Below are 12,557 nucleotides of genomic sequence, written 5' to 3'. Positions count from 1 at the left end.
GCGGGATCAGCCGGCGTCCGCCTCCGCGTCCGCGGGCGGCGCTTCCGCACCTGCCGGAGCCTCGTCCGCTGCCCCGTCTGCGTCCTCGCCGGGCTTCGTCGCGCCGATCACGCAGGGCGCCGTCTCGCGGCCGCGCAGCGTGTCGATTTCCGCCTGGCGGCGGCACAGATAGACGTCGCGCACGGCCCCATAGGGGTCGCTCTGCGCACGGATCTGCTTCACCTCGGCCTCATATTCGGCGCGCGAGTCCAGCGAGTCGATCACCTTGGCCGGGATGACATAGGCCGGATTGTTGAACGGGCTGCCGACCGCGAGCGGAAGCACCAGCCGGTCCAGCCCGTCGCCCACCGCATCGCGCAAGGTCGTGGGGCCCACCAGCGGCAGATAGAAATAGGGGCCCGAGCCGACGCCGTAATAGCCCATCGTGTTGGCGAAGCCGTTGGTCCGCCGCGGCAGGTTGAACGGCTTGCGCTTGGCGACGTCGACGATTCCGGCCACGCCCACCGTCGAGTTGATCGCGAAGCGGCCGACCGTTTCGGCCGCCTTGCCGGGCTTGAGCTGCAGCAGGAAGTTCAGCGCATTGACCGGCTCGCCGAGATTGCTGAGGAAGTTGCGCAGCCCTTTACGCACCGGGCCGGGGACCGCGTCCTTGTAGGTGTCGGCCATCGGCCCCACGACCGCCTTGTCGACCGCCTGGACGACTTCGAACGACTTCTCGTTGACCTTCTCCAGCGGATCGCCGGGCGGCGGCCGCGATTCGCCGGTGACGACGATATCGTCGCCCGTGGCGGGCGGCGGTGCGTCCGCGGTGTCGGCCGGGGGCGGCGGCGGGGTTTCGGGGATCGTCTGCGGGGCAGGGTCCGTCACCCCGGCACCCGGCGGCGGCGTGGGTGCCGGCGCCTGCTGCTGGTAGATGACGGGAATGGGAAGCGCCGCGGGCTGCGGCATCGGCATCGCCGTCGAGGCGATGAGCAGGCTGAGCGCGGAGACGGTCATCCGCGGGTCGGCTCGGCCGGTCGCGTCGCCGCGGTATTGCTTGATCGGTTCATAATTACGCTACTTTCGGTCGTGGGCGCCGCCGAAGCAAGCACACACGTTGCACATCGCATTGGCACGACGTCGTCTCCCCCCGATAACCGCAGCTTGCCCCGCTGGAAACCACCCTTTGGTCGAGACGGGGCGAGGGGATGGATGCGGTGCGATGGTCGCCCGGTGGGGTTGAGGTGCCGCGTGCCAAGGCGCATATCCGCGGCCGGACAAAGCGTCACCCCGCACAGAGGGCGGCGCGACCACGACGCAGGTGAGATACAGATGGCGACCCTCCGCGACCCTCAGCATTTGAGTGAAAGGCAGGTGGCCAAGCTGCTTGCGAAGGAATTGACGGCAACGGCGCTGCCCAGCGAACTCGAAGGATTCACCGCCACCCGCCGCGACGCCGCTGCCGATTTCGTCGCCCCGCTGCTGCTGGAGCGCGCGCCCGATCATCCCGCGATCAAGCTGGAATCGGTGACCGAGGATGGCCAGCGCGTGATGCGCATGGCGATCGTCAATCGCGACAAGCCCTTCCTCGTCGATTCGGTGGCGGGGGCGATCGCCGCGCATGGGCTCGACATCCACCGCGTTCTCCACCCGGTGCTGGCGGTGTCGCGCGACGCCGGTGGCCATCTGGTGGCGCTCGGCGGCGCGGCCGAGAGCGCCGGCGGCACCGACGAATCGATCATCTATCTGGAGATCGCCCGGGCGGACGCGCGCGTTCGCCGCGCGCTGACCAGCGAGATCGACAGCGTGCTGGCGGACGTCCGCGCCGCGGTGACCGACTGGCCGACGATGCAGGCGGCGATGCGCGCCGATGCCGAGGCGTTCGAGGAAGAGGATGCCGAGGGCGCCGCCTTCATCACCTGGCTGCTCGAACGCCATTTCACTTTGCTCGGGCACGAGGTCCGCTCGCGCGGCGGCAAGGCCGGCGACCAGCTCGGCCTGTCGCGCAAGGCAACGCCGCCGATGCTCGCGGACATGTCGCTGGCGAGCGCCTTCGCCTGGTTCGACGCCGGTCATGCCGGGCCGCTGATCCTCAAGTCCAACCGGATCGCGACCGTCCACCGCCGTACCCCGCTCGACCTCATCATCGTCCCCAGGCGCGATGCGGGGAAGACGGTGGCGCTGTCGATCCATGCGGGCCTCTGGACCAGCGCCGCGCTGGCGGCGCGGGCGAGCGCGATCCCGCTGCTGCGCATGCGGCTGGCGGACCTGCAGCAGCGGCTGGGTTTCGAGGCCGGCGGCCACAACGCCAAGGCGCTCGAACACACGCTCACGTCGCTGCCGCATGATCTGGTGGTGGCGTTCACCCCGGCGGCGCTGGAGCATGTTGCGCTGAGCGCGATGTCGCTGGTCGATCGGCCGCGGCCCAAGCTGGTGCAGGTACCCAGCCCGCTCGGCCGCCACCTCTACGTCTTCGCCTGGCTCCCGCGTGACGAACTCTCCACCGCGCGTCGCGTCGCGATCGGCGAGATGCTGCGGGAGGCGGCGAACGGCGAGGTGCTCAACTGGTCGCTGGCGCTCGAAGAAGGTGGCATGTGCCTGATCCGCTACACGATCGACCTGCGCGAGGGCACGTTGCCCGACGAGGCGGCGCTCGACGCGCGGCTGGAACGCATGGTGCGCGGCTGGGGGCCCGCGCTGGAAGCGGCACTGAGCGAAAGCATCGAGGCCGGGCGCGCTGCGCGCCTCACCTTGCGCTACGGCACGGCATTTCCTGTGCCCTATCGCCAGTTCTATGGGCCCGAGGAAGCGGCGCTGGACGCGCTGCGGCTGAACGCGCTCGAGAACGAGCAGGCGCGGGGCGCGCGTCTCTATCGCCGTGCAGAGGACGGCGCGGCGCGGTTGCGGCTGAAGATCTATGGCACCGGCGGCTCGATCCCGTTGTCGGATGCGGTGCCGGCGCTGGAGAATTTCGCCTTCCGCGTGATCGAGGAACGCGCGACGCCGCTCGATGGCGGCGCCCTCGGCCATATCCATGATTTCCTGCTCGAAGCGCCGGGCGGCAATGCCGCCGCACTGCTCGCGCGCGCCGCGGTGATCGAACCGGCGATCGGCAACGTCATCGCCGGGGTGACGGAGAATGATCCGTTCAACGCCCTTGTCACCGCCGCCGGGCTGGATCCGCGCGGCGCCAACCTGCTGCGCGCCTGGTTTCGCTATCTGCGCCAGACCGGCCAGTCCTACGGCATGGTTACGGTCGTCGAGGCGCTCCGCCGCGCGCCCGCGATCGCGGCGGCGATCGTCGGCCTGTTCGATGCGCTGCATGATCCGGCCCGCGCCGCGAAGTCGGATGCCGATGCCGATGCCGCGCGCAAGACGATCGAGCGCGGGCTCGGCGATGTCTCGGCGATCGACGATGACCGCATCCTCCGCCTGCTGACCGCCCTGGTCGAGGCGACCTTGCGCACCAACGCCTTCTCGCCGGCGTCGCGGGAGGCGCTGGCGTTCAAGATCGACAGCGCGAAGGTGCCGGGGCTGCCCGCGCCGCTGCCGTGGCGTGAGATCTTCGTCTATTCGGCGCGGGTCGAGGGCATCCATCTGCGCGCCGGGCCCGTCGCGCGCGGCGGCCTGCGCTGGTCCGACCGGCGCGACGATTATCGCACCGAGATCCTCGGTCTGATGAAGGCGCAGCGCGTAAAGAATGCGGTGATCGTGCCGACCGGCGCGAAGGGCGGCTTCTTCCCCAAGGCGCTGCCCGATCCCGCCAACCGCGAGGCGTGGCTGGCGGAGGGGACCGAGAGCTACCGCATCTTCATCCGCACGCTGCTTTCGGTGACCGACAACATCGTCAAGGGCGCGGTCAAGCATCCCGACAAGGTGGTGATCCGCGACGGCGACGATCCCTATTTCGTCGTCGCCGCCGACAAGGGCACCGCAAGCTTCTCCGACGTCGCCAATGCGATCGCGCTGGAGCGCGGCTTCTGGCTCGGCGACGCCTTCGCCAGCGGCGGCAGCCAGGGCTATGACCATAAGGCGATGGGCATCACCGCGCGCGGCGCCTGGATCTCCGTCCAGCGCCATTTCCGCGAGATGGGCACCGACGTGCAGACCCAGCCGATCACGGTTGTGGGGTGTGGCGACATGTCCGGCGACGTGTTCGGCAATGGCATGCTGCTGTCGAAGACGCTGCGGCTGGTGGCCGCGTTCGACCATCGCCACATCTTCCTCGATCCCAACCCCAACGACGCCGAGGCAAGCTGGGCGGAACGCGAGCGGATGTTCGCGCTGCCGCGATCGAGCTGGGCGGATTACGATGCCAGGCTGATCTCGAAGGGCGGCGGCGTGTTCCCGCGTACCGCCAAAACGATCAAGCTCAGCAAGGAAGCGAAGGCGCTGCTCGGCATCGATGCCAAGGAAATCGATCCGGGCGCGCTGATCACCGCGATCCTCAAGGCCAAGGTCGATCTGCTGTGGTTCGGTGGGATCGGCACCTATGTGAAGGCCGCCTCGCAGAACAATGCCGAGGTCGGCGATCCCGCCAACGACCGGCTGCGCGTCAATGCCGAGGAGGTGCGCGCGAAGGCGATCGGTGAGGGCGCCAATCTGGGCGTGACCCAGGCGGGGCGCATCGCCTTTGCCGAGCATGGCGGACGCATCAACACCGACTTCATCGACAATTCGGCGGGCGTCGATTGCTCGGACAATGAGGTCAACATCAAGATCGCGCTCAACCGCGAGATGATCGAGGGCCGGCTGAGCCAGGCCAAGCGCGATGCGCTGCTGGTGCGGATGACCGACGATGTCGCCGAGCTGGTGCTCGAGGACAACCGCATGCAGACGCTGGGGCTGTCGATCGCCGAGGCGGCGGGTGCGGCGGCGCTGCCGTCGCACGTGCGGCTGATCGAAACCTTCGAGACCACCGGCCGGCTCGACCGCGCCGTGGAAGGGCTCGCGGCGAATGACGAGCTGCTGCGCCGCGCGCAGGACGGGCGCGGGCTCACGCGGCCCGAACTGGCGGTGCTGCTGTCGACCGCCAAGCTGGCGCTGCAGGATGCGATCGAGGCGAGCACGCTCCCCGACGATCCGATGCTGCTCGACGATCTCGCCGCGGCCTTCCCGCCGGAGATGCGCAAGAAATGGCGTGCCGCGATCGAGAGCCACCAGCTCCGCCGCGAGATCCTCGCGACCAAGATCGCCAACCGGATCGTCAACCGGCTGGGGCTGATCCACCCGTTCGAACTGGCGGAGGAGGAAGGCGCCTCGCTGGGCGACATCGCGGCGATGTTCGTCACGGCTGAGCGGCTGTTCGACATGCGCGGGCTGTGGGAGGCGATCGACGATGCCGAGATCGACGAACCGGGGCGACTGACCCTGTTCGACTTCTCCTCGCTCGCGCTGCGCTCGCACATCGCCGATCTGCTGCGCACCGCCGCGGCGGGGCAGCAGCCGGGCGAACTGATCGCGCTCCTCGATCCGGGCGTATCGCGGCTCGACGCGGCGGTGGACAAGCTGCTGCTCGCGGAGGGCAAGTCGCAGGCGCGCTCGCTCGGCCAGCGGCTGATGCGTACCGGCGCGCCCAAGCGGATTGTGGAGCGCGTGATCCGGCTGTTCGAGCTGGATGGTGCGGTCGGCCTCGCCGCGCTCGCCGCGCGCAAGGGCGTGAAGGAGGATGTGCTGACCGGCGCCTTCACCCGTATCGGCGAGGCGCTGGGGCTGGATTGGGCGCAGGCCAACGCCATCCGCATGACTCCGGTCGATCCATGGGAACGCCTGCTGACATCGAGCCTCGCGCGCGATTTCCAGCAAATGCGGCTGGACTTCCTCGCCCGCGGCGAGGGCGATCCGCACGATCAGGTCGAGGCCTGGCTTTCGGCCCAGGCCCCGCGCGTGGCGCAGTTCCGCGGCGTGGTCGATCGGGCGCGGCAGTCGGCAGCGCCCAACGCCTCGATGCTGGCGCAGATCGCCGGGCAGGCGCGGGTGCTGCTGGGGCGGTAAACCTTCTTCTCCCCTCCCGCTTGGCGGGAGGTGATTACCCCAGCCGCGTTACATGCCCCATCTTGCGGCCCGGCCGCGCCTCATGCTTGCCGTACAGGTGCAGATGCGCCGCCGGATCTTTCAGGATGTCCGGCCAGCCCGCGGCGTCCTCGCCGATCAGGTTCACCATCTCCACCCGCGCGGCGAGGCGCGCGGTGGATCCCAGCGGCAGGCCGCAGACGGCGCGGATATGGTTCTCGAACTGCGAGGTGGTGGCGCCCTCGATCGTCCAGTGGCCGCTGTTGTGCACACGCGGCGCCATCTCGTTGAACACCGGGCCATCGGCGCCGGCGAAGAATTCCAGGGTCAGCACGCCGACATGTTCGAGCGCCTCGGCGACCGCGAGCGCCAGCACCCGCGCCTCGTCCTGCTGCGCCGCGATCGCGCCGCCGGCGGGCACGGTCGAGCGGTCGAGGATGCCGTCCTTGTGCCGGTTGTCGGCACAGTCCCACACCACCGCCGCGCCATCGCCGCCGCGCGCGAGGATCACCGAGAATTCCTGGTCGAAACGGACGAAGCCTTCCAGCACCGCGTCCTGCCGGCCGATCTCGTCCCAGGCGGCCTCGGCCTCGTCGATCGTCCAGATGCGGGCCTGGCCTTTGCCGTCATAGCCGAAGCGCGCGGTCTTCAGGATCGCGGGCGCGCCGAGCGCGTCGATCGCCCCTTTGAGATCCCTGGCCGAACGCACCGGCCGCCACGGCGCGGGGCGGCCCCCCAACGCCTCGATGAAGCTCTTTTCCGCGATGCGATCCTGCGCGATGCTGAGCGCGGTCAGCGAGGGTGCGATCGGCACGCGCGCGGCGATCGTCTCGAGCGGATCGGCGTCGACATTCTCGAATTCATAGGTGACGACATCGACCGCCTCGGCGAAGCGCGCCAGCGCCTCGACATCGTCATAGGCGCCCTGCGTCCACAGCGGCGCGACGTCGGCCGCGGGGCCGCTCGCCTCCGGCGCGTAGATATGGCAGCGATAGCCGAGCTGCGCGGCGGCGATGGCGAGCATGCGGCCGAGCTGGCCGCCGCCGAGGATGCCGATCGTCGAGCCGGGCGGGATCGTCTTCATGCCGGCTCTTCGCCCACCTCGGCAGTCTGGCGCGCGCGCCATTCGGCAAGCCGGGCCGCCAGCGCCTCATTGGTGGTCGCGAGGATCGCCGCGGCGAGCAGCCCGGCATTGACCGCGCCGGCGCGGCCGATCGCGAGCGTGCCGACCGGAATGCCGGCGGGCATCTGGACGATCGACAACAGGCTGTCCATCCCGCTCAGCGCCTTGGATTCGACCGGCACGCCGAGCACCGGCAGCGCCGTCATCGCCGCGGTCATCCCCGGCAGGTGCGCGGCACCGCCAGCGCCGGCGATCACCACCTTGAGGCCACGGCCCGCGGCATTGTGCGCATAGTCGTAAAGCCGGTCGGGGGTGCGATGCGCGGAAACCACGCGGCATTCGTGCGGCACGCCGAGCGCTTCGAGCGTCTCGGCGGCGTGGCGCATGGTCTCCCAGTCGCTGCGACTGCCCATGATGATGCCGACCAGCGGTGCCGCGGTCATGATAGTCTCCTCCCCCCGGAAACGGGAAAGGCAGGCCTCTAGCGGAAGCGCAGGGACGGGCAAACCGTCTTTTTCGGCTTATCCGGCTGCGCTCACACCGTCCCGCTCGATCTGCGATCGATGGGCAGAGGGTTTCGATCGAGCGCCGCGCGGCTCGGTATCAGGCGGTCGCCAGCACCAGATTCTTGACCTGCGGATAGACTTCCTTTTCCCATCGGCGGCCGGAGAACAGGCCGTAATGGCCGACGCCGGGCTGCAGATGGTGGCGCCGCAGATGCGGGCGCAGCGAGGTGCACAGGTCGTGCGCCGCCGCGGTCTGCCCCACCGCGCAGATGTCGTCGCGCTCGCCTTCGACGGTCAGCAGCGCGGTCCGCGTGATCGCGCCGCAATCCACCTTGCGGCCGCGCCAGTACATCTTGCCGTCCGCGAGTTCCGCTTTCTGGAACACGCGCTCCACCGTCTCGAGATAGAATTCGGCGGCCAGATCGAGCACCGCATAATATTCGTCGTAGAATTCGCGGATCTTCTTCGCCTCGGCGTCCTGCCCATCGGCAAGAAGCTGATAATAGGCGCGATGCTGGCCGAAATGGCGCCCCATGTTCATCGACATGAAGGCGCTGAGCTGGAGGAAGCCGGGATAGACGCGGCGGCCCCAGCCGGCATGGCCGAACGGCACGCGCGAGATCAGGTTCGCCTCGAACCAGTCGATCGAATGCTGCACCGCCAGTTCGTTGACCACCGTCGGCGAGATCCGGGTATCGACCGGCCCGCCCATCAATGTCAGCGACTTCGGCTGCGCGGGGCTGCGATCCTGCGCGAGCAAGGCGGTTGCCACCAGCGCCGGTACGCAGGGCTGGCACACCGCGAACATGTGCGCGCGCGGGCCGATTTCCTCCATGAAGCGCATGCAATAGGCGACATAATCGTCGAAGCCGAACGGGCCGGCGCTCAGCGGCACGTCGCGCGCGTTTGCCCAATCGGTGACATAGACGTCATGGTCGCGCGAGAGCACCGCGACGGTCTGCGCGAGCAGCGTCGCGAAATGGCCCGAAAGCGGCGCGACCACCAGCATCTTGGGCTGCGGCGGCGCATCATCCTTGGCGAAGTGCAGCAAGGTGCCGAAGGGCAGCGACAGCGCGACTTCCTCGCGCACGTCGACCAGCCGGTTACCGACCAGCACCGCATCGATCCCGAAGGGGGGGCGATGGTGGGAGACACGCGTGTTCGCGGTAAGGTCCGCCAGCGCGAAGATTCGCCGGCCCCAGTCGCCGCCGGCGGCCTCGCCCATCGCGTCGCGCAGCTTAAGCATCGCCCGGGCGCCGATTCGAGCAGGTTCGAGAAGATCGTTGGTCGCCTGATAGGCGTGGTACATCATCAGCTTAGCGCCCCCACCCGAAGAAGATCACCTCCGGACTGTCTTTGACGGCTGGGAATATGCATGTATCGCTGCGCTGCGCCATGATTTTCATTGCGCGGTGCAACCGATCGGGGGTGAACGATGACCGGCGCGGTGCTGACGATCTCCAGCAAGAATTATTCGAGCTGGTCGCTGCGCGGCTGGCTGCTGTGCAAGCTCGCCGGGCTCGAGGTCGACGAGCAGGTGGTGTCGTTCGACGATCCCGAGAATCGCGCCGAACTGCTGCTGCTCTCTCCGTCGGTGCTCGTGCCCCGGCTGACGCACGAGGACGCAAGCGTGTGGGATACGCTGGCGATCGCCGAGTATCTCAACGATTGCTATCCCGATGCGGGCATGTACCCCGAGGATCGCATCGCCCGCGCGCATTGCCGCTCGATCTCGGGGGAGATTCATTCGGGCTTCCATCATCTGCGCTCGGCGCTGCCGATGAACCTGCGTGCGCAGCATGACCGGTTTCACATCTTCACCGGCGCCAGGCCGGATATCGAGCGGATCGAGACGATCTGGGCGGAATGCCTCGAACGTTATGGCGGACCCTATCTGTTTGGCGCCAGGCCAACGGTCGCGGACGCGATGTTCGCGCCGGTGACACGCCGTTTCCTCAGCTATGCCGTCGAGATGAAACCCTCGACCGCGGCCTATTGCGCGACGATCGACGACTGGGCGCCGATGCGCGAATGGGTCGATGCGGCACGCGCCGAAGCCGAGGAAATGGAAGAGCTCGACATCGAGTTCTGAGCCGCGGCGCCGGGATGAGAGGATGGCTGGGACCGTTGGGAGGCGTCGCCGCGGTCGCGGCGCGCGTGCCGCTGTGGCTTGCGGCGTCGCCGGCATCGCCGCGCGCGCGGCACCATGAGCGCGCCGCGCTGGGCGCGCTCGCGCGCGGCTGCGGCATCCGCACCATCGTCTCCGGCCAACCCGTGCACGGCGGAACGTTGTTCGTGTCCAACCATATCAGCTGGGCCGACATCCCGGTCTATGGCGGCGCGCTGGGCGTGGCCTTCGTCGCCAAGGCGGAGGTCGGCAGCTGGCCGCTGATCGGGCGGATGGCGGCGCGCGTCGGCACGATCTTCGTCGCGCGCGAACGGCGCGGCGAGACCGGCGCGCAGGCCGAGGCGATCCGCGATCGGCTGCGCGCCGGCGGAGACGTCATGCTGTTCGCCGAGGGCACGACGTCCGATGGGCTGGGCGTGCTGCCCTTCCGTTCGAGCCTGTTCGCCGCGGCGGACGCCGCCGCGCGCGTCCAGCCGGTGGCGATCGCCTGGCAGGCCGCGGATGGCGCGCCGCTGTCCGCCGAGCGGCTGCGCCAGGTGGCGTGGATCGGCGACGATCCGCTGCTGCCCTCCGTCAACGCGGTTGCGCGGGAGCGGACGCGGGCGCTGCTCACCCTGCTCGAACCGCTGGCGCCTGCGGCGGATCGCAAGGCGCTGGCGCAGGCCGCGCATGGCGCGGTGGCGGCCGCCTATGCCGCCGCGACCGCGCCGAACCGGTCGAGATAGCGCGCCGCGATCGCCTCCACCGGCACCGACATGAACACGTCGACGGTGTTGAAGCGATGGTCGATCACCGCGCCGTCACCCACCGTCGCGCCGACGCGCAGATAGCCCTTGATCAGCGGCGGCAGCAGCCGCATCGCCTGCCGCTGGTCATAGCCGCCCACCGGCAGCAGCCCCATTTCGGCATGAAGCGCGGGCAGCGCCGTCACCCGGATCTGCGCGGGTGAGAGGTGGTTGTGGAACAGGTAGGAAAGCGGCGCGGCATGCGCCTGCGGGTCGGTGCCGGGAAAGCTCGCGCAGCCGAACATGCGGCCGATGCCATGCTCGGCCAGATAGCGGGCGATGCCGCGCCAGAGCAGCTGGATGGTGCCGGCGTCGCGATAGGCGGGCGCCACGCAGGAGCGGCCGAGCTCGAGCAACTCGCGGCCGTCGCGTTCCGCGTCGCGGCGGATCGCCTCCAGCGCATATTCGCCGGCGCCGTAGAAGCCGCCGTGGCGCTCCGCCACCGATTGGCGCAGCAGGCGATAGGTGCCGACCACGATCGGCCGATCGCCCGCGCCATGATCTTCGACCAGCAGATGGTCGCAGATCGCATCATAGGGATCGACGTCCAGCCCGTGCGGCAGGCCCGGCGGCGGGGTGGCGCCCATATCGTCGTAGAAGATATCCCAACGCAGCCGCTGGGCAGCCACGACGTCTGCGGCGCAATCGGCCAGCCGGATATCGAGCTGACGGGCCGGCGCGTCGTTCATCGTCAATCCCCCGCAAGTGGAGACGCGTCATGTGCCGGTTCGGCGAAAGCCCAATGACGGCCGCGTTGCAGGAAAAAGACAGGGACGCTGGGGTCTATCCGGGCAGGATCGCCCGCAGTGACGCGAACAGCCCGTCATAGAGCGGCTCGGTGAAACGATTGCTGACGATCGGGTGCGATCCGAACGCGATCACCGCCAGCGCTTCGTTCGGCACGATCCACAGCCGCTGGCCATAGACGCCGTTGGCGACGAGCGCCGGCACGGCGCCATGATCGATCCACCAGAAGCCGCGATAGGATCCGGTCGCCGGCCGCGGCGGCATCGCCGCTGACCACAGCGCCCGGTCGCCGCCGGCGAGCAGCCGTTCGACGAGCGCGCGTTGGTCGGGCGCCATCAGCCAGAGCGCCAGGCGGGCGAGGTCGCGCGCGGTGGCGTTGAAGCCCGTGCCGGCGATCTCCATGCCGGCGGTATCGACCAGCATATAGGCCTCGTCCCCGCAGCCGGCGGGCAGCCACACCTGTTCGGCGACCAGCGTGGCCAGCGCCTTGCCCGTCGCGCGGCGCAGCATCCAGCCGACGACGTCGCCCACCGGCGTGCGATAACGGAACGCCTGCCCCGGTAGCGCATCGGTGCCGACCAAGGCCGGCAGCGCGGCGAGCACGCCGCCATGGCCCGCCGCCGGCGTCCAATAGGCGGCCGAATAGCGGTGCACGTCGGCATCGGGATTGGCATAATCCTCGTCGAACGCGGTGCCGTCGGTCATGTCGAGCAACTGCCGCAACGTCGCGCCGGCAAATCCGCTCGGCCGCAATTCGGGCACGACATCGCCGGCGCGGAGATCGGGATCGAGCGTGCCCGCCGCTATCAGCCGCTCGGCGACGAGGCCGACCAGCGACTTGGTGATCGAAAACGCCATATGGGGCGTCGCCGGCGTCATGCCGTTGGCATAGTGCTCCACCAGCATTTCGCCGCGATGGAGGATGATCAGCGCATCGGCATAGCTGCGGGCGAGAAAGCCGTCGAAATCGAGTTGCCGGCCTTCGCCATCGTCGATCGCCAGCGCCGCGGTATCGATCGGCCGCGCGATCAGCGGCACCGGCCGCTCGGCCCGCGGCAGCGCCCGCGACGGCACCAGTTCGCGGGCATGCTGGAACGCCCAGCGCGTGAAGGGCCAGGTGCGCCAATTGTCGCGGGTCACGCGGCGGTCGGCCGGCACGTCAGGCCCGGGGCCGATCCCGGCGGCGCGCCAGTCGAAGGGCGGGGGGAGGGTCATCGAAACGCGATAGCGCGGCGCGGCGGCGCGCGTCTCTATTTTCGTTTGAAGGGAACGGAATG

At 69.3% G+C, this 12,557-nt stretch carries 9 protein-coding genes; 3 read left to right on the top strand and 6 right to left on the bottom strand.

The features are described 5' to 3' along the window. Positions 1-6: 6 nt before the first annotated feature. The gene (locus NX02_RS22770; RefSeq protein ID WP_053000698.1) at positions 7-996 is read right to left on the bottom strand and encodes an MlaA family lipoprotein; all 990 of its coding nucleotides are present in this window, start codon (positions 994-996) and stop codon (positions 7-9) included. Positions 997-1,311: 315 nt separating this feature from the next. Between NX02_RS22770 and NX02_RS22765 the strand changes: the two genes are divergently transcribed. Continuing rightward, positions 1,312-5,973: an NAD-glutamate dehydrogenase gene (locus tag NX02_RS22765; RefSeq protein WP_025294469.1), complete on the top strand. Its 4,662-nt coding sequence runs from the start codon at positions 1,312-1,314 to the stop codon at positions 5,971-5,973. Between the two features lie 34 nt (positions 5,974-6,007). Here NX02_RS22765 and NX02_RS22760 read toward each other — a convergent pair whose 3' ends face one another. From NX02_RS22760 to NX02_RS22750, 3 genes are all read right to left on the bottom strand, one after another. Beyond that, positions 6,008-7,075 (bottom strand): 5-(carboxyamino)imidazole ribonucleotide synthase, encoded by a 1,068-nt coding sequence (locus NX02_RS22760; RefSeq protein ID WP_025294468.1) that lies wholly within the window; start codon positions 7,073-7,075, stop codon positions 6,008-6,010. Continuing rightward, positions 7,072-7,557: a 5-(carboxyamino)imidazole ribonucleotide mutase gene (gene purE / locus NX02_RS22755; protein ID WP_025294467.1), complete on the bottom strand. Its 486-nt coding sequence runs from the start codon at positions 7,555-7,557 to the stop codon at positions 7,072-7,074. Before purE ends, NX02_RS22760 begins: the two co-directional genes overlap by 4 nt. A gap of 160 nt (positions 7,558-7,717) precedes the next feature. Continuing rightward, the gene (locus tag NX02_RS22750; RefSeq protein WP_025294466.1) at positions 7,718-8,932 is read right to left on the bottom strand and encodes a polyhydroxyalkanoate depolymerase; all 1,215 of its coding nucleotides are present in this window, start codon (positions 8,930-8,932) and stop codon (positions 7,718-7,720) included. Between the two features lie 123 nt (positions 8,933-9,055). On the opposite strand from NX02_RS22750, the gene NX02_RS22745 reads away from it, so the two are divergent. Continuing rightward, positions 9,056-9,712 (top strand): glutathione S-transferase, encoded by a 657-nt coding sequence (locus NX02_RS22745; protein WP_025294465.1) that lies wholly within the window; start codon positions 9,056-9,058, stop codon positions 9,710-9,712. A 35-nt stretch (positions 9,713-9,747) separates the two neighbouring features. Then, positions 9,748-10,473, top strand: coding sequence for a lysophospholipid acyltransferase family protein (locus NX02_RS22740; RefSeq protein WP_025294464.1), 726 nt, complete (start codon positions 9,748-9,750; stop codon positions 10,471-10,473). Here NX02_RS22740 and NX02_RS22735 read toward each other — a convergent pair. Continuing rightward, positions 10,437-11,222 carry a GNAT family N-acetyltransferase gene (locus NX02_RS22735; protein WP_025294463.1) on the bottom strand — a complete coding sequence of 262 codons (786 nt, stop codon included), beginning with the start codon at positions 11,220-11,222 and terminating at the stop codon, positions 10,437-10,439. The genes NX02_RS22740 and NX02_RS22735 overlap by 37 nt on opposite strands. 94 nt (positions 11,223-11,316) lie before the next feature. Further along, entirely contained in the window at positions 11,317-12,495 is a 1,179-nt protein-coding gene (locus NX02_RS22730) for a serine hydrolase domain-containing protein (RefSeq protein WP_025294462.1), read from the bottom strand. Positions 12,496-12,557: the final 62 nt, after the last annotated feature.

The sequence above is a fragment of the Sphingomonas sanxanigenens DSM 19645 = NX02 genome (assembly GCF_000512205.2).
In the GTDB taxonomy this organism is placed as follows: domain Bacteria; phylum Pseudomonadota; class Alphaproteobacteria; order Sphingomonadales; family Sphingomonadaceae; genus Sphingomonas_D; species Sphingomonas_D sanxanigenens.
Note: the sequence above shows the minus strand (reverse complement) of the source record. Positions and strands in the feature narration are given on the sequence as shown.